Raw genomic sequence first — 14,772 nt, forward strand, 5'->3', positions numbered from 1 at the left:
GAACCGGGCCCCGGTGGCATCCACCCGCCACCGGGGCCCCAGGCCCAACGGCCTGCATTCGAAGGAGCCGTCCCATCCGCATGCATCCCTTCCCTGCAACCCGTGCCCTCCAGGGCGTGCTGGCGGTGGCGCTGGCGCTGGCAAGTGCCGGCGCGGCCAACGCCAAGGACGATGTGGCGCCCCCTGCCGCCGCTGTCGATGAACTCCCGCCAGGCCAGGAAGTTTCCAGCAACGTGATCGAGCTGGCAGGCTGGGTGGTCGCCAGCAAGGACAGCCAGGGCTATCCGTTCGCGATCATGGACAAGGCCGCCGCCCAGGTGCTGGTGTTCGGCGGCGATGGCAAGCTGCGCGGTGCCGCGCCGGCCCTGTTCGGATCGGCGGTCGGCGACCATTCGGCGCCTGGCGTCGCCGGCCTGGCCCTCCGCGAGATTCCCGGCCGCGACCGCACCACTCCCGCCGGTCGCTTCGTGGGCGGCTACGGCCCGTCCATCGATGCCGGACGCGTGCTGTGGGTGGACTACGACTCGGCGGTCTCGATCCACCCCACGCCCCCCGGCACCCCGGCCGAGAAGCGTGCCGAGCGACTGGCATCGCCGACGCCGGACGACAATCGCGTCACCCACGGCTGCATCAACGTCTCACCCGCCTTCTACGAGCAGATCGTGCGCTCCACGTTCGAGCGCGGCGGGGTGTTCTACGTGCTGCCGGACAAGGCGACGATGGACGAGACCTTCCCCGAGTTCGCGCAGAGCCGCGCGGCCGGTCACGACGAACGCAGGAGCGCGCGCTCCGCGCGCAAGTAACCGCGGCCAACGCCCGCTTCAACCGGCGGGCGCGGCACATGGCAGGGACAGCGGTGCCGCCAGTGCCGCCAGGTGATCGGCGAAGCCACCTTGAGCCCGGCCGCGCAGGCGCATGCTGGTCAGCACCGCCGGCGCACCCGCCCATCGGATCCGCGCGCCGGCCGCATCGAGCCGCTGCACCAGGTCCACGTCTTCCCCGCACGGCAGATCACGAAACCCGCCCACCGCGTGATAGGCCCCGGCGCTGACCCCGAAGTTCGCACCGTGAACCCGGCCATGCCCATCGCCCCAGCGTTCGTTGCGGCGGAAGCGCTGCTGCAGCCGTGCGCCGGCACGATCCACCGCAGTGATATCGACGACGCCGCAGAAGGCATCGGCCCCGGCGCTGCGCTGCGCGGCAAGCCAGTGCGCGGGCACGATGCTGTCGGCGTCGGTGCTTGCCAGCCAGTGCGCTCCCTGTCCCAGCAGGTAGGCGGCAGCGGCGGCCCTGGCCGCGCCCACGCAGCGCGCATGCAGATGCAGGACATCTACACCTCGGCGCGCACACAGCCGCGCGGTGTGGTCAGTGCAGGCATCCAGCGCCACCACGATCCGTACCGGCTCGCCCTGCAGCCGCGGGTGCGCCGCCGCCACCTGCAGCGATCGCAGGCAGGCGTCGATGGCCCCGGCTTCGTTGTGTGCCGGCACCAGGACGCCGATCACCGCAGCCCCTCGCTGCGCGCCAGTGACAGTGGGCTGCGGCTCCAGCCCTGCAGGATGAAATCCGCATCGCGATAGCAGAACACCTCCTGCAGACCGCGGCCCATCCGTGCATGGATCTGTTCGCTGCTGCTGGCCCGGCCGTCGAAACAGGGCAGCCAATGGCAGGCCACCAGCAGCCCGTCCGGACGCAGCGCAGCGTGCAATCCGATGCACAGCGCCTGCACCGCATCAGGGGCGAGGTAGTAGGCCATTTCGCTGCACACCACCAGATCGAACCGCCCCGGCGGCCACTGTTGCGGGTGGCTGGCGCAATGCACCTGTACATGCGGCAGGTGTGCCAGGTTGCGGCGGGCCAGGAAGGTGGCACGCGGGCTGAGGTCGGTGGCCAGCAGGCGCTCGCAGCGCGGGGCCAGGGCTTCAGTCAGCACGCCGTTGGAACACCCCAGTTCCCAGCCACGCTGGAACTGGCGCCGGGTCAGGCTGGCCAGCAGCAGGTCGCGCTTGCGCGCCTCATACCAGCGGCTGCGATAGCCGAACGGATCTTCGTGCTGGTGCAGATCATCGAAATACGGCTGCGCACTCATGCGAGAAACACCTCGTGGGTCCGGTAGAAACGGGCAAGCACATGGGCCGGCAGGATCGGCGCCGCGCGCAGCCGGTCGACCGCGCCCAGCTGCGTACGGAAGCGGGCGATCGCCCGCCGCTTGCGGTCCACGGCATCGGAGATGTCCAGCAGACGCGGCGCTTTCCATGCCAGGTGGACGCTGGCGGGGTCCAGCCAGTGCCAGCCCCACACCGGGTACTCCAGCCGCATGCAGCCAACGGCGTCGGCGGCGCCCAGGGCTGCCCTGCCGGCCGCTTCGTGATCGGGATGGCCATCGAACCGCCACGGTGCCAGCACCAGATCGGTGCTGCGCAGGTTCTGCTGCAACCAGTCCTGCAGGCCGTGTTCGTGGTGGCTGACGCCGCCGTCGGCGATTCCAAGGTGACGGATCGCGTCGGCACCGATGGCCAGTTCGGCCAGCGCCTCGCGCAGCTCCTGCCGGCGTGCCTGGCGCAGCCGCGCCGGGGTCCACCACACTTCGTCCGGGTAGCAGGCTTCGCCGTCGGTCACCGCCACCACCTGCACCTCCACACCGCGTTCAACGGCGGCATGCAGCAGGCCACCGCAACCGAGAATCTCGTCATCCGGATGCGGTGCGATCACAACGATGCGCGCTGCATCGCCGCACAGCCTCTGCACGCTGCAGGCCGGCTGCCGCCACAACCAGTCGCAGTGCTGCCAGGCCTGCTCCGCCGAGCCTTCGCCGTGAATGGTCGCTACAGCGTCCATGCGTCTTCCTGTTCGGCCCGCTGCGCGCCCAGCCAGGCCCAATCCCGGTCGGCATGGCTCTGGCGCAGGAATACGGTCAGGTCGGCCCAGCGCTGGGCGTGTGCGGCGTCCATGCACATCGGCGCCGGCCCCAGCGCACGCCCGGCCAGGTCCAGGATCTGCGTGGCGGCGCGTTCCACCACGCTGCGGGCACGGACCACGTCGGCGCGATGCGGCTGCCCGGGCGCGTTGTCGATGGCCGCTGCCAGTTCGCGCAGCAGGGCTGCGGCGGGCGCCAGCACGAGGTCGGCCCTGCCCAGCAGGCGCGCGCGCAGATCGTCCCCGGCAGCGGGCTGCATGCGCGTGGCCAGTGCCGCGGCCGCGCCCCACCACACAGCGGCAATGCCGGCGCCGCCGTGCCAGAACCCCGGCCGCTGCAGATAGGCGTCCTGCGCGCCGATCGGGGTGGCAGGCGATCGATTGAAGCGTGCCGTCGTGGACGGGATGCCTGCCATGCCGGTGGCGGCCCAGCTGCCCTCGTCCAGGGTCTGCCACGCGCTGGCATCGACCCGGTACAGCTGCACGCCGCCGGGCGTGCGTACCGTCACCAGCGCGACATCGACGAAGGCGCTCCCCGAGCACCACGGCTTGTCACCGTGGAGCTGCCCGTTGGCGTCCAGGCGCAGGCTGCAGGCGGGCCCCTCGGCGGCCCATACCGCCCACAGTTCGCCCTCTGCCGGCAGCGGGGCGCCCAGTTCGTGCAGGATGGCCGCCGCGTCGTGGTGCGCCTCCAGCACCTTGGCCAGACACAGATCCTCCGCGCCCAGCCGCGCCAGTGCCCGCCAGCGCTCAAGCGTCCTGCCGGTGCCGGGAGCGGGCAGTGGCGGATGCTGCAGCAGGTGCTGGCGGGCGCGGTTGGCAAGCGTGGCGGTGGGGACAGCGTCGAGCATGGCCGGGTCGTGGGAAGAGACAGCACCGACGTTAGTGCGGTGCCGATCACTTCCCTGTCTTCTGCGCGTGGCGGGCGCATGAAGCCGCACCCGTGCCGCCGGCACGCTACGGGGTCAGGACGATCTTGCGGCAGTCATCGTCCTTGGCATCGAACATCGCATAGCCCTGCGCAGCGTCGGCCAGGCGCAGGCGATGGGAAATGATGATGCCGGGGTCGAGCCTGCCCTCCAGGATGGCCGTCAGCAGTTCCGGCATCAGCCCCTGCACATGGGTCTGCCCCATCTTGAAGGTCAGCCCCTTGTCGAAGGCATCGCCCAGCAGGAAGCCGTGCAGGAAGCCGGCGTACACGCCGGGAATGCTGACCACTCCGCCACGGCGCGTCGCCGCGATGCACTGGCGGATGGCCACCCCGCTGCTGCCTTCCAGCTTCACCGCGGTCAACGCACTTTCCAGCGTGCTGCCCTCGGCCTCGAAGCCGACTGCCTCGATGCAGGCATCCACCCCACGGCCGCCGGTCTGGCTGACGATGTAGTCGGCAGGATCATCGATCCGGCTGAAGTCGATGGGGGTGACGCCGTAGGTGCGCTGTGCGAAGTCGAGACGATAGGCCAGCGGGTCGACCATGAAGATCGTTTCCGCGCCGAGCAGGCGGCAGCACGCGGCACTCATCAGGCCGACCGGGCCGGCGCCGAAGATGGCCACGGTCGCGCCCGGCCCGATGCCCGCGTTCAACGCGGCCTGGTACCCCGTGGGCAGGATGTCGGACAGGAACAGCACCTGCTCGTCCGCCAGCCCGTCAGGAATCTTCAGCGGGCCCACGTTGGCCTTGGGCACCCGCACCAGCTCGGCCTGCCCGCCCGCCACGCCACCGTACAGGTGGCTGTAGCCGAACAGCGCTGCCGGAGGCAGCAGGCCCTTGCGGTTCAACGCGGCGCCCTGCCCCGGGTTGGTGGTCTCGCAGGCAGCGTACTCGGCCAGGCGGCAGTGGAAGCACTCGCCACACGCAATCACGAACGGAATCACGACCCGGTCACCCGGACGAAGATCGGTCACACCGCGGCCCACCTCCTCGACCACGCCCATGAATTCGTGACCTAGCACGTCGCCGCTGTGCAGTTCGGGAATCTTTCCGCGATAGAGATGCAGGTCCGAACCGCAGATGGCGGTGGCGGTCACCCGCAGGATCAGGTCATCGTCGGCCGCCAGCGCCGGATCCGGAACGGTTTCCACCCGCACATCCCTGCGCCCGTGATAGGTCAATGCCTGCATGGTGCTTCTCCGCTGCGTTGGGCCGACAGCATCGCCTGCCGGTGCATGCGATGCGGGTGACCCCGGGGTGTACGCGGTGTTCATTCGCTGTCGCCGCCGCGCTAACCCCGGCCCGCGCATGGTGGGTACCCACCCGATGCGGAGCGCGGCAATGACCGACAAACTGCCCTTCAACCCGACCACGCAGGTGGACGACCAGGCCAAGGCGCATACCCCGGACAAACGGCGCAACGACCGTGCGGTCTGGAAGGAGCACGACATGCCCGACGACGGCGAGGGTCCCAAGGCGGTGCCGGAGGATTACGAACGTCCGGATCCGGACCCCACCGGGAAACGCCGGGCATGAGCGCATCTCACCCGGCGCACGCCGCGGGGTCGCGGCGACGGCCCGCATGCACGCGCCGGCCAGACCCGAGCGGACGGATCCGGAGGTAGCGACATGTGGAAACGCAATGGCCTGTCCCTGGTCCTGCTTGCGCTGGCGGTGCTGTTCCTGGCCGGCCAGGCGCTGACCGGGTGGCGGGTTCACAACGCGGACCTGCAGCAGCACGGCCGGCACGCGCTGGACCTGTAGCGCTACCTGCACAGCGGGCACTTCATCAGTGCCACGTTCGAGAACTGGGAGAGCGAGTTCCTGCAGATGGGCATGTACGTGCTGCTGACGGTGGTGCTGCGGCAGCGCGGTTCGGCGGAATCACGGCCGCTGGATCCGTCCCATGAGCACGCGCGCGTGGAGGCGGGGCCAACGCCCTGGCCCATCGTGCGGGGCGGGCTGTGGAAGACCCTGTATGCGCACTCGCTGGCGATCGCCTTCGGGCTGCTGTTCCTGGCCAGTTTCTGCCTGCACGCGCTGGGCAGCTGGCGCGCGGAGCGGCTGCAACAGACGCTGCAGGGCCTGCCGCCACCGACCCTGCTGCAGCACCTGGGCAGCAGCACGTTCTGGTTTGAATCCATGCAGAACTGGCAGAGCGAATTCCTGGCCGTGCTGGCGCTGGTGGTGCTGACCATCTTCCTGCGGCAGAAGGACTCCCCGCAGTCCAAGCCGCTGCAGGCACCGCACCGCCAGACCGGCGACTGACGCGGCACCTGGGCCCTGCAGGGGCACCGCATGCCGCGCACACGTGGGGGGTGGGCGGTGACGCCGCGGCTGTCGGCTCACTCGGTTGCAGCGTAGCGCTGCACGATCGCACGCAGCAGATCCATGGCCGTCGGCGCGGTGCTGCTTCCGGGCTGGCGCTGGATGAACCCGGTCCAGTCGGCGCGCGACAGGCTGCCCAGTTCGTCGGCTTCGACCGGCAACCAGCGCATCGGCCAGAACGGCAGGCGCCGTTGCCCCACCCGGCCCCGCTGCAGTTCGATCAGCCCGGCATGGCTGCGTGCGCCGAGCGCCCGCGAGTACGCCACCGCCAGCCCGTCTTCCGGTCCCTCCAGGTACTGCAGGAAACGCTGGCCATCGAACAGCAGCACCCCGGTGACGCCAGCATCGCGGTTGAAGCGGGCAGCGTCGTCGACCAGCGCGCAGAGGGTGCCGTCGGCCTGCCCCAGGCCGCCGGCGGTGATCGCGGCTGCAGCTTCGCTGGTGTAGACCACCGCTCTTATGGGCACGACAGACCTCACCCTGACACTGGGCCGCACCATAACAGAGCGCCGCAACGCGCGCCGCTGTCCCCGTACCTGGGCCACAAGGGTTCAGGCAGGGGCGGCCACCGGTTGTGAAGCCGGCGCATGCCCTGCGTCCCCCGCTGCGCATGCGCTGTTCACCGCGCCTGCGCCGCGGGCAAACGGTGGCCGGGCTAGGTTGAGGCTCCCTTTCCCGCAGGAGCCGAGCATGGCCATCAAGACCGCCGAAGACCTCTTCATCCACGAACTGTCCGATATCTACAGCGCGGAAAAGCAGCTGACCAAGGCCCTGCCCCGCTTGGCCAGGGCGGCGGAGAACCCGGCGCTGGCCACCGCCTTCGAAACCCATCTGGAAGAGACCCAGGGCCAGATCGAGCGCATCGACCAGGTCGTCGAACTGCTGGGCATCCGCCTCAAGCGCATCAAGTGCGCGGCGATGGAAGGCCTGGTGGAGGAAGGCAAGGAAGTAATCGACAGCATCGACAAGGGCCCGGTGCGCGATGCCGCGCTCATCGGTGGCGCGCAGAAGGTCGAGCACTACGAGATCGCGTCGTACGGCACCATCGCTGCGCTGGCCAAGCAGCTCGGCTACAAGGAGGCGCTGCCGCTGCTGCTGGAAACCCTGGACGAGGAAAAAGCCACCGATGAGAAACTGACCCTGCTGGCCAAGGGCGGTGGAAACGCCAAGGCCGCGCAGGCGGCTTGAGCGCCGCGTTGAGGGAGTGCCGCCCGTCGGGGCGGCGCTTCATCAGGAGAATCCTGCGTGTACGCCGCCGGCTGCGGCACGCACCTGTCCCGGGAGCCCGCCATGGAGCCAACGGCCGCCCTGCTTCTGATCGATCTGTTCAGCCTGTTCGATTTCCCGCAGGGCCGTCGGCTGGCCCCACTGGCCGTACGCGCGGCCGAACAGGCCGCACGGTTGCGGGAGGCGTTCGATGCGCGCCGTTTGCCCGTCATCTATGCCAACGACAATTTCGGTGACTGGCAGCGCGACTTCCCGCAACTGGTCGACGCCTGCAGGCAGCGCGGCGGCGCCTCCGCACGGATTGCCGCACAGCTGGCGCCCCGCCCGGGCGACTACTTCATCCTGAAGCCCAAGCATTCCGCGTTCCTGGCCACGCCGCTGCCGGTGCTGCTGGCCAAGCTGGGCGTGCGCCGCCTGGTGCTGGCCGGCATGGCGCTGGATGCCTGCGTGCTGGCCACGGCACTGGACGCAAATTCGCGCGAGTACGCCACGGTGGTCGCGGCGGATGCGAGCGCGGCGCTGCCTGGGCGGCGCGGGCCCGCGCTGCAGACCCTGCAGCGCTCGGGGGCTGCCCGCGTGCTGGGCAACCGGCAGATCGTCGCCTTGCTCTCCGCGTCGCGCTGACCCGCGCGCGGATCGGCACAGGCCGCACGCCGATCCGCGCAGCAGAGGGATGAACGCCGCTCACGCGTGCGTCTGCGCCAGCATGTCCTGCAACTGCAGTGCGTTCGGCAGCGCGTGGCCCTGCGCCGTATTGTCGAGGATGATCCACGCTTCGCCGTGTCGCGCGGCCTGCCGCGCCGCCGCAGCCAGCCGATCCAGATCGGGCAGCGGGTAGGCGCTGTAGTACATGCGCGGCTGCCCGTGCCAGCGCCAGTAGCTCCAGTGCCGGGCGCCACCGGGCACGCCGGCCGCGGCGATGCGCGCGGGATCGGCGGCGACCCGGGCGATCTCATGGTCGCGCAGCAGGGTGTCGGCCCGGTCCTCGAACCAGCTCGGATGGCGCGGCTCGCAGGCGACCGGCAGCGCGCTGCGGCGACGCAGTGCGCGGAAGAACGCCGAGGCCGTGCGGCCGTCATAGGCCAGGCTGGGCGGCAGCTGCAGCAGCAGCGCACCCAGCCGATCGCCCAACTGCTGCACGGCATCCAGGAACGGGTCGAGCAAGGGTGCTGCGCCGCGCAGGCGGGCCAGGTGGGACACGCTCTGCGGCATCTTCACCGAGAAGCGGAAGCCCTCGGGCACGCTCGCCGCCCAGCGCGCATAGGTTGCGGGCCGGTGCGGCCGATAGAACGAGGAATTGATCTCCACGAGGGAGAAGCGCGAGGCGTACCGCTGCAACGCGCTGTCGCCCGGATCGAAGCAGGCCGCGAACTGCGCGGGCAGCGACCAGCCGGCGCAGCCCACGCGCACGCACGGGCCCGGGCCGGCAGGAACACCGGGGTCACGCGGGGGCAGCCGCTCAGAGGCTCGCACTGGCCTGGCGGCTGCCCGGTTGCGGGGGTGGCGGCTGCGGGCTGCCGCTGCGCGGGGCGATGCGATCGTGGGTCGCGGCCAGCAGCTGGTTGACCTGCTGCACCACGCCACGGCTGCCCGGCTCGATGCCGATGACATAGACGAAGCGGCCGTCGCAGCGCGCCTGCGCCGATTCCAGCGCCTCCGTCTCGGCCAGCACACGCTTCAGCGCCTTCTCCCACGCCCGCCCCGGCGCGGTCGCCAGCTCGATCACCACAGCGGTTTCGCCACAGTCCAGCGGCATGACCTCCACGCGCAGGGTGCGCGGTGCTTTCTCAGTGGCAACAGTGCCCATTGCGATCCTCCTCGGCAAACGACGGCGGCAGTATCCACGCCGCGCGCCAAGGCGCCGTCAAGACAACATGGCAGGTCCGTGCACGGCCGGCCCGCCTTCGCGTTGCGCATACAGCGGCCATCCACGCCCTTGATGCGGCGCCGTGGAAACTCTGCATCCACCCGGTTTCGATAGATGTGTGATGTATGCAGATGAATGGGAATGAGCATGGACGCGGCCGCGAGCTGCTGCTGGTCGAAGACGAGTTCGACCTGGCCGATCTGGTCGAACAGGCACTGGTGGACAGTGGCAACCGGGTCACGCATGCCTGCAGCGTGACCGAGGCGATGAGCCTGCTTCGCTGCGGGCAGTTCGACGGCGCGATCCTGGACGTGGAGTTGCGCGACGGCGTGGTGTTCCCGGTCGCCGACCGGCTGGCCGACCTGGGCATCCCCTACCTGTTCGCGTCGGCGGTGTATGCGCAGCTGGTGCCCAAGCGTCACCAGCGTGTGCCCTTCATCGCCAAGCCGTTCCATGTACAGGCGCTGCAGCAGGCGGTGCAGACCGTGATCGGTGCCGGCGGCATCACGCCGCCGCCGCAGTGAAGGCCGCGAACCGTTCATCACCCTCCTGCAGGGTCACCTCCCCGGCCGGCGTGTCGTCGATCCCGCGGGTGTTGGCCCGGCTGTACCCGCTGATGCCCGGCAAGCGCTCATGCACGATCAGCAGACGGCGCGCGTAGCCGATCACCGATGCGTCAGTGCAACGGCACCTTCAGGATCGACGGCGCCGATGCCGGTGAGCTGAAGGTCACCGCCCCGCCCAGCTGGCTGATGCCGGCGTAGCGCAGGTCCACGGTGTCCACCACCAGGGTCAGCCGGCTGCCGGCCGGCAGGTTCCAGCTGCTGGCTTCCAGGCGCAGGTCGATGGTGCGCGCCTGCCCTACGCCCGCACCGCGCAGCGTGTAGGGGGCGTGGCTGATCAACTGGCCATTGCCCAGCATGTCCTCTGCATACAGGTAGGCATACAGCGTGGTGTCGGCGCGGCTGGGGGTCACCGTCAGCCGCACTTCCGGCGCACCGTCCAGGCGCCGCGCGCTCCAGTACACCGGTCCCTGCCAGACACCGGCGGCGTTGCGGCCGATGAACGGTACATAGGCACCGGGTGGCACGTTGATCATCTGCAGGGCGCCGGACACCAGCGCCACGCCGGAACTGGCGGCGGTGGCCAGGCCACTGCCGATCCGGTAGCTCCAGCCGGCGCCGGCGGCGTCGCCGGCCAGGCCGCCGGTCGGCTGCAGCAGGCCACGCGGGGCGGTCAGCGCATAGCGGGTTGCACCGTTCGCGGTTGCCTGCCAGTCCGGGTAGCGGTTCCAGCGGCCCTGCTGCGATTTCAGCTGCACGGCGGGCTGCTGGTCGATGCCGTTGGCGGCGCCCTTGAGGTAGTGGTCGAACCAGTCGCCGACCGTGGCATAGACCTCGTTGGGCACGCCCAGCGCACCCAGCGCCTCGTTCAGCGCATGGTCGCCGTGGCGCAGCTGCAGCTGCTTGGGGCCTTCCAGCGCGGTGAAGAAATCCACCAGCTGGCCCGGCGGAAACAGGCTGTCGTTGAACGCGTTGGCCAGGAAGATGGCGGGCCGGTTGGCATTGAGCGCGTCGATGCCCGCGGCCGGGCTGCGGATCGCGGCGACCGGCAGCAGTGAGTCCACCGCACCCTGGTAATTGCCGGCCAGCACGTGGCGGTTGATGGTGGCCAGCTCCGGTCCGGGCCGGCCGGTGGCCAGGCCCGCCGCCACCAGCAGGGCGATGCCCTGCGCACTGGGGGTGTGGTTGCTGTAGAGCGAGGACGGCAGATCGGCCCAGCCACTGAGAGCGGCAACGGCCTTGATGCGGGGATCGCGCGCAGCGGCCAGCAGTCTGGTGCCGGCGCCGTAGGAAATGCCGGAAACGCCGATGCGCGCCGGGTCGGCCCGGGTGTTGTCCAGCGCCCAGTCGATCATGGCGCTGACATCCTCGACGGTGGCCGGTCCGGCGATATCGATGCCACCGCCCGACTCCCAGAACCCGCGCGAGCTGTAACTGATGACCACGTAGCCACGCTGGGCCAGCGCCTGTGCAACGCCCACGTATTCCACCCCGGGCACCGCCCAGCTGCTGGGCATCACCAGCAGCGGGAAGCGGGCGTCGCCCTGGGCCTGCGGTTCGATGACGAACACCCCGAGCGGGGTGCCATCCCAGCTGGGAAGCGTCCGATGGGTCGTCTTGACCGCGGTGGCAAAGGCCACGGGGGTCAGCCCGGTCAGCAGGAACAACAGCAGCACCAGCTTGCGCATCGTGGTGTCTCCCCGTCGGTGGTGGTGCAACGGCTGCGACCGTACCAGTGCGAATGGTGGCTCGCACCTTGCGACGCAACATGCCGGCAGCGGCCGGGCCACGGCGGGCGTGGGCGGGTGCCTGGCCGGTTGCGCTATGGGAAAATGGCCGGTGCCCTCCCCCACGGGCCGTGTCCAGGAGCCGTAGATGTCCCGTTTTCCGTTTGATGCCGTGCTGTTCGACTGCGATGGTGTGCTGGTGGATTCCGAGCCGCTGGTGGCCCGCGTGCTGGCGGAGATGCTGACCGAGCGCGGCTGGCCGCTGACCCCGGCGCAGGCCGGCGAGGTGTTCCTTGGCAAGTCCGTGGCCGGGCTGGCCGGACTGATCGAAGAACGTACCGGCAAGCCGTTCACCGAGGCCTGGCTGGAAGCGTTCCGCCAGCAGCGCAACCAGGCGCTGGAACGTGACCTGGTGGCGATCGCGGGCGCACCGCAGGCGGTGCGCGCGATCCACGCCGCGACGGGCGGCCGCATTGCCTGCGCTTCCGGCGCGGACCTGCACAAGGTCACGCTGCAGCTGCGCAAGGTCGGCCTGCTCGATGCCTTCGGCGACCACATCTTCAGCGGCCAGGACATGCCACGGACCAAGCCGCACCCGGACGTGTACCTGGCGGCAGCGGCGGCGCTGGGGGTGGACCCGAGGCGCTGCGCGGTGATCGAGGACACCGTGACCGGGGCCGCCGCCGGCGTGGCCGCCGGCGCCACCGTGTTCGGTTTCAGCGAGGGCGGCCCGCACCACAGCACGCCCGATGCCCTGCGTGCCGTGGGCGCGCAGGTGATCTTCCAGCGCATGGAGCAGCTGCCCGGGGTGCTGGCCGCCTACGCGGCCGATGCGATCGCCTGATCCGGCATCAACCTGCGGCCCCCGGCGCGCGGCTGCGGCGCTTGCCGGCGTAGTGCAGTGCGAACAGATACAGGCCGGTGAACAGCTGCAGGAACAGCGGCGGCAGCGGTGCATAGGTGATCCAAGCGGCAGGCTCGCCCTGCCCCAGCCCACGGGCGACGAAGTTGGCGATCACCGCCACGGTGAACACGATCGAGGTCCAGCGGTGCACCGGCCGCGCCCAGCCGCCGCGGCTCATTGCTGGCGCCTTGCGGCGGAACGGGCTTCGATCATCTTCCAGCCGTTGCCGGAAGGATCACGGAAACCGGCATCCACCGCGCCGTAGCGCTCGATCGGCGCCTGGGTGAATTCCACGCCTTTGGCCTGCCACTCGGCGTAGCGCGCCTGGCAATCGTCCACCGCCAGCACCAGCGGTGGCATCGCGCCCTTGGCCACCAGCTGCTGCAATGCGCGGGCCGTGGCCGCGTCGTGGGTGGGTGGACCGGGCACGAACAGGCCCAGCTGGAAACCGTCCTGGCCCGGGCTGCGCACGGTCAGCCAGCGATAGGCGCCATTGCGCACGTCGGTGTGCACCTCAAAGCCGAGCATGCCGACATAGAACGCCAGTGCTTCATCCTGGTCGCGCACATACAGGCCGACGGTGTTTATCGTGTTCGTCATGGGACCTCCCTCAGGTGGCGTGCACGTTAGCAACTGCGCCGGGCGTGCCGCTTCTCCAAAACTGCGCAATCCGGGCGGGCACGCTCAGCGCGGGGCGTTGCGGGCAACGGCGGCGCGGCGGCGTTTCTCCAGCACGGCGATGTCCAGGTCGGGACGCAGCGCCGCGCGCGCATGGCATTCCGGTACCGGCGCCGGCCCCGGCGCGTTGGCGCGCTCGCGGTCGCGGATCGCGCCCGGGCTGTCGCCGGTGATGTCACGGAAGATCCGTCCGAAGGTGCCCAGGCTGGTCCAGCCGGTCTGCAAGGCGATGTCGGTCACTGGCAGCTCGGTCTCGCGCAGCAGCGCCACTGCCCGTTCAATGCGCCGGCTGAGCAGGTAGCGGTGCGGGGGCAGGCCGAAGGCGTGCTTGAACGAGCGCGCGAAGTGCGCCGCCGAGACCGCGCTGACCTGGGCCAGCCGCGCCACCGGCCAGGCCTCATGGCTGGCGCGGTCCATGCTGTCTTTGGCGCGCAGCAAACGGCGCAGCAGGTCGGGACTCTGGTTCATGGCGGACGGCCGGGGGGACGCCGGCAGCGTACCGCAGCCGGCGCACCGATTCCGCAACGGACGCGGGGGTGGGATACTGGCGCTGGCCGGTCGCTGCAGCGGCCGCCCATGGATTCCCGACCCCAAGGATGGACCGATGCGCAGGAAGCATTTCATCGGCACGCTGTTGAGCGCTGCCTGTCTTTTCCCCGTCGCTGCCCACGCCGTGGAGGATGAAGCGTCGGAGGCCTTCTGCCAGGAGGTGGTGGCGCTGATGGCCAGCGACGACTTCGATGCACTCGATGCGCTGGCCGAGCAGCTGCGCAAGGGCGAGCGTGACGCGCACGGGGAATCCCGGCTGGGGCGCTTCTATCTGTGCCTGTCACGCCGCATCGGCACCGAGCGGCAGGACGTGGAGCACTGGAACGACTGGACCGCCTGGGCCGCACGCTGGATCCGGCAGTCGCCCCGGTCGCCCTCCGCGCACCTGGTGGCCGCGCGCATCCCGCTCAATCTGGCCTGGAGCCATCGCGGCAGCGGCTATGCCAGCGGGGTCTCCGCGCAGGACTGGGCGCAGTTCCACGAGTACAACGCGGTGTCGGCGGCGTACCTGCAGGAACACAAGCGCATCGCCCAGCGCGATGCCTACTGGTATGACCTGGCCACCCAGCTGGCCGCGCGCCACAACCAGGATGACGAGGCGCTGCTGGCCATCGTCGACGAGGCCTCCAGCGCCTTCCCGGACTACCTGCCCCTGCATCTGGTGGCGATGCAGCATTTCACCCCACGCTGGGGCGGCAGCACCGCCAAGATGGAAGCGTTCGCGCGCCGTTCGATGGCGACCCTGCCGGCCGGGGATCGCGCCGAGCGCTATGCGCGTCTGTACTGGGCAGCCACCGAGATGCCCCTGGATGACGCCCTGTTCCAGCAGTCACAGGTCGACTGGCCGTTGATGCGGCGCGGGCTGGAGGATCTGCTGGCGCGCTACCCGACACTGGAGAACCGGAACGGCGCGCAGCGCTTCGCCTGCCTCAGCGGCGATCTGGCCACGCTGGAGACGTGGCAGCGGCAGCTGGTGGCGCACATCGGAATGGACGAGCGGTTCACCACCGCGCTGGTCGAGCAGGGGCGCACCGTGTGTGCCGGCAACCGCCTCGGTACCTCGTGACGTCTACCCGGGGGCA

20 protein-coding genes and 1 pseudogene are annotated in these 14,772 nt (G+C 70.3%); 8 read left to right on the forward strand and 13 right to left on the reverse strand.

Annotated features, from left to right (window positions below):
- Window positions 1-125: 125 nt before the first annotated feature.
- Window positions 126-803, forward strand: coding sequence for a L,D-transpeptidase family protein (locus Q5Z10_RS11600; RefSeq protein ID WP_303639177.1), 678 nt, complete (start codon window positions 126-128; stop codon window positions 801-803).
- Window positions 804-821: 18 nt separating this feature from the next.
- Here the strand turns inward: Q5Z10_RS11600 and Q5Z10_RS11605 are convergent, their stop codons facing one another.
- From Q5Z10_RS11605 to Q5Z10_RS11625, 5 genes are all read right to left on the reverse strand, one after another.
- Window positions 822-1,505: a glycosyltransferase family 2 protein gene (locus Q5Z10_RS11605; protein WP_303635585.1), complete on the reverse strand. Its 684-nt coding sequence runs from the start codon at window positions 1,503-1,505 to the stop codon at window positions 822-824.
- Window positions 1,502-2,089 (reverse strand): class I SAM-dependent DNA methyltransferase, encoded by a 588-nt coding sequence (locus Q5Z10_RS11610; RefSeq protein ID WP_303635586.1) that lies wholly within the window; start codon window positions 2,087-2,089, stop codon window positions 1,502-1,504. The genes Q5Z10_RS11605 and Q5Z10_RS11610 overlap by 4 nt, the downstream gene beginning before the upstream one ends.
- Window positions 2,086-2,838, reverse strand: a complete 753-nt coding sequence (locus Q5Z10_RS11615) for a PIG-L deacetylase family protein (RefSeq protein ID WP_303635587.1) — start codon at window positions 2,836-2,838, stop codon at window positions 2,086-2,088. Before Q5Z10_RS11615 ends, Q5Z10_RS11610 begins: the two co-directional genes overlap by 4 nt.
- A complete protein-coding gene (locus Q5Z10_RS11620; protein WP_303635588.1) occupies window positions 2,826-3,767 on the reverse strand; it encodes an acyl-CoA dehydrogenase in 942 nt (313 codons plus the stop codon). Before Q5Z10_RS11620 ends, Q5Z10_RS11615 begins: the two co-directional genes overlap by 13 nt.
- A 106-nt stretch (window positions 3,768-3,873) precedes the next feature.
- A complete protein-coding gene (locus tag Q5Z10_RS11625; protein ID WP_303635589.1) occupies window positions 3,874-5,037 on the reverse strand; it encodes a zinc-dependent alcohol dehydrogenase in 1,164 nt (387 codons plus the stop codon).
- Between the two features lie 151 nt (window positions 5,038-5,188).
- On the opposite strand from Q5Z10_RS11625, the gene Q5Z10_RS11630 reads away from it, so the two are divergent.
- Together Q5Z10_RS11630 and Q5Z10_RS11635 are read left to right on the forward strand one after the other, a co-directional pair.
- Window positions 5,189-5,383, forward strand: a complete 195-nt coding sequence (locus Q5Z10_RS11630; RefSeq protein ID WP_303635590.1) for a hypothetical protein — start codon at window positions 5,189-5,191, stop codon at window positions 5,381-5,383.
- Window positions 5,384-5,476: 93 nt separating this feature from the next.
- Window positions 5,477-6,115, forward strand: a pseudogene (locus tag Q5Z10_RS11635) (DUF6766 family protein).
- 77 nt (window positions 6,116-6,192) lie between these two features.
- Here the strand turns inward: Q5Z10_RS11635 and Q5Z10_RS11640 are convergent.
- On the reverse strand, window positions 6,193-6,642 hold the full coding sequence (locus Q5Z10_RS11640; RefSeq protein WP_303639178.1) for a BLUF domain-containing protein: 450 nt from the start codon (window positions 6,640-6,642) through the stop codon (window positions 6,193-6,195).
- Between the two features lie 223 nt (window positions 6,643-6,865).
- On the opposite strand from Q5Z10_RS11640, the gene Q5Z10_RS11645 reads away from it, so the two are divergent.
- Together Q5Z10_RS11645 and Q5Z10_RS11650 are read left to right on the forward strand one after the other, a co-directional pair.
- Window positions 6,866-7,363, forward strand: a complete 498-nt coding sequence (locus Q5Z10_RS11645) for a YciE/YciF ferroxidase family protein (protein ID WP_303635591.1) — start codon at window positions 6,866-6,868, stop codon at window positions 7,361-7,363.
- A gap of 102 nt (window positions 7,364-7,465) precedes the next feature.
- Entirely contained in the window at window positions 7,466-8,026 is a 561-nt protein-coding gene (locus Q5Z10_RS11650; RefSeq protein ID WP_303635592.1) for a cysteine hydrolase family protein, read from the forward strand.
- 60 nt (window positions 8,027-8,086) lie between these two features.
- On the opposite strand, the gene Q5Z10_RS11655 is transcribed toward Q5Z10_RS11650, so the two are convergent.
- Both Q5Z10_RS11655 and Q5Z10_RS11660 read right to left on the reverse strand, forming a co-directional pair.
- Complete coding sequence (locus Q5Z10_RS11655; protein WP_303635593.1) at window positions 8,087-8,812, reverse strand: DUF72 domain-containing protein; 726 nt, start codon at window positions 8,810-8,812, stop codon at window positions 8,087-8,089.
- A gap of 49 nt (window positions 8,813-8,861) precedes the next feature.
- On the reverse strand, window positions 8,862-9,209 hold the full coding sequence (locus tag Q5Z10_RS11660) for a hypothetical protein (RefSeq protein WP_303635594.1): 348 nt from the start codon (window positions 9,207-9,209) through the stop codon (window positions 8,862-8,864).
- A gap of 191 nt (window positions 9,210-9,400) precedes the next feature.
- Between Q5Z10_RS11660 and Q5Z10_RS11665 the strand changes: the two genes are divergently transcribed.
- Complete coding sequence (locus Q5Z10_RS11665; RefSeq protein WP_303635595.1) at window positions 9,401-9,793, forward strand: response regulator; 393 nt, start codon at window positions 9,401-9,403, stop codon at window positions 9,791-9,793.
- On the opposite strand, the gene Q5Z10_RS11670 is transcribed toward Q5Z10_RS11665, so the two are convergent.
- Entirely contained in the window at window positions 9,774-9,938 is a 165-nt protein-coding gene (locus tag Q5Z10_RS11670; protein WP_303635596.1) for a hypothetical protein, read from the reverse strand. The genes Q5Z10_RS11665 and Q5Z10_RS11670 overlap by 20 nt on opposite strands.
- 7 nt (window positions 9,939-9,945) lie before the next feature.
- On the reverse strand, window positions 9,946-11,520 hold the full coding sequence (locus Q5Z10_RS11675) for an alpha/beta fold hydrolase (protein WP_303635597.1): 1,575 nt from the start codon (window positions 11,518-11,520) through the stop codon (window positions 9,946-9,948).
- 187 nt (window positions 11,521-11,707) lie between these two features.
- Here Q5Z10_RS11675 and Q5Z10_RS11680 point away from each other — a divergent pair, with 187 nt between their 5' ends.
- Window positions 11,708-12,403: an HAD family hydrolase gene (locus tag Q5Z10_RS11680; RefSeq protein ID WP_303635598.1), complete on the forward strand. Its 696-nt coding sequence runs from the start codon at window positions 11,708-11,710 to the stop codon at window positions 12,401-12,403.
- Window positions 12,404-12,410: 7 nt separating this feature from the next.
- Here the strand turns inward: Q5Z10_RS11680 and Q5Z10_RS11685 are convergent, their stop codons facing one another.
- From Q5Z10_RS11685 to Q5Z10_RS11695, 3 genes are all read right to left on the reverse strand, one after another.
- Window positions 12,411-12,641 carry a hypothetical protein gene (locus Q5Z10_RS11685; RefSeq protein WP_303635599.1) on the reverse strand — a complete coding sequence of 77 codons (231 nt, stop codon included), beginning with the start codon at window positions 12,639-12,641 and terminating at the stop codon, window positions 12,411-12,413.
- Entirely contained in the window at window positions 12,638-13,063 is a 426-nt protein-coding gene (locus tag Q5Z10_RS11690; protein ID WP_303635600.1) for a VOC family protein, read from the reverse strand. The genes Q5Z10_RS11685 and Q5Z10_RS11690 overlap by 4 nt, the downstream gene beginning before the upstream one ends.
- Before the next feature lie 84 nt (window positions 13,064-13,147).
- Window positions 13,148-13,609, reverse strand: coding sequence for a helix-turn-helix transcriptional regulator (locus Q5Z10_RS11695; protein WP_303635601.1), 462 nt, complete (start codon window positions 13,607-13,609; stop codon window positions 13,148-13,150).
- A 136-nt stretch (window positions 13,610-13,745) separates the two neighbouring features.
- Here Q5Z10_RS11695 and Q5Z10_RS11700 point away from each other — a divergent pair, with 136 nt between their 5' ends.
- A complete protein-coding gene (locus Q5Z10_RS11700; protein WP_303635602.1) occupies window positions 13,746-14,756 on the forward strand; it encodes a hypothetical protein in 1,011 nt (336 codons plus the stop codon).
- The last annotated feature ends 16 nt before the right edge of the window (window positions 14,757-14,772 follow it).

Origin of the sequence: Stenotrophomonas sp. 704A1 (assembly GCF_030549525.1) — a bacterium.
GTDB classification, from domain to species: Bacteria; Pseudomonadota; Gammaproteobacteria; order Xanthomonadales; family Xanthomonadaceae; genus Stenotrophomonas; species Stenotrophomonas tuberculopleuritidis.

What these genes read in the sequence shown, in the direction of transcription:
- Q5Z10_RS11610 (WP_303635586.1), bottom strand. Translation starts at nt 2,089, where the DNA reads ATGAGTGCGCAGCCGTATTTCGATGATCTGCACCAGCACGAAGATCCG.
- Q5Z10_RS11615 (WP_303635587.1), bottom strand. Translation starts at nt 2,838, where the DNA reads ATGGACGCTGTAGCGACCATTCACGGCGAAGGCTCGGCGGAGCAGGCC.
- Q5Z10_RS11620 (WP_303635588.1), bottom strand. Translation starts at nt 3,767, where the DNA reads ATGCTCGACGCTGTCCCCACCGCCACGCTTGCCAACCGCGCCCGCCAG.
- Q5Z10_RS11625 (WP_303635589.1), bottom strand. Translation starts at nt 5,037, where the DNA reads ATGCAGGCATTGACCTATCACGGGCGCAGGGATGTGCGGGTGGAAACC.
- Q5Z10_RS11630 (WP_303635590.1), top strand. Translation starts at nt 5,189, where the DNA reads ATGACCGACAAACTGCCCTTCAACCCGACCACGCAGGTGGACGACCAG.
- Q5Z10_RS11645 (WP_303635591.1), top strand. Translation starts at nt 6,866, where the DNA reads ATGGCCATCAAGACCGCCGAAGACCTCTTCATCCACGAACTGTCCGAT.
- Q5Z10_RS11650 (WP_303635592.1), top strand. Translation starts at nt 7,466, where the DNA reads ATGGAGCCAACGGCCGCCCTGCTTCTGATCGATCTGTTCAGCCTGTTC.
- Q5Z10_RS11660 (WP_303635594.1), bottom strand. Translation starts at nt 9,209, where the DNA reads ATGGGCACTGTTGCCACTGAGAAAGCACCGCGCACCCTGCGCGTGGAG.
- Q5Z10_RS11665 (WP_303635595.1), top strand. Translation starts at nt 9,401, where the DNA reads ATGAATGGGAATGAGCATGGACGCGGCCGCGAGCTGCTGCTGGTCGAA.
- Q5Z10_RS11675 (WP_303635597.1), bottom strand. Translation starts at nt 11,520, where the DNA reads ATGCGCAAGCTGGTGCTGCTGTTGTTCCTGCTGACCGGGCTGACCCCC.
- Q5Z10_RS11680 (WP_303635598.1), top strand. Translation starts at nt 11,708, where the DNA reads ATGTCCCGTTTTCCGTTTGATGCCGTGCTGTTCGACTGCGATGGTGTG.
- Q5Z10_RS11685 (WP_303635599.1), bottom strand. Translation starts at nt 12,641, where the DNA reads ATGAGCCGCGGCGGCTGGGCGCGGCCGGTGCACCGCTGGACCTCGATC.
- Q5Z10_RS11690 (WP_303635600.1), bottom strand. Translation starts at nt 13,063, where the DNA reads ATGACGAACACGATAAACACCGTCGGCCTGTATGTGCGCGACCAGGAT.
- Q5Z10_RS11695 (WP_303635601.1), bottom strand. Translation starts at nt 13,609, where the DNA reads ATGAACCAGAGTCCCGACCTGCTGCGCCGTTTGCTGCGCGCCAAAGAC.
- Q5Z10_RS11700 (WP_303635602.1), top strand. Translation starts at nt 13,746, where the DNA reads ATGCGCAGGAAGCATTTCATCGGCACGCTGTTGAGCGCTGCCTGTCTT.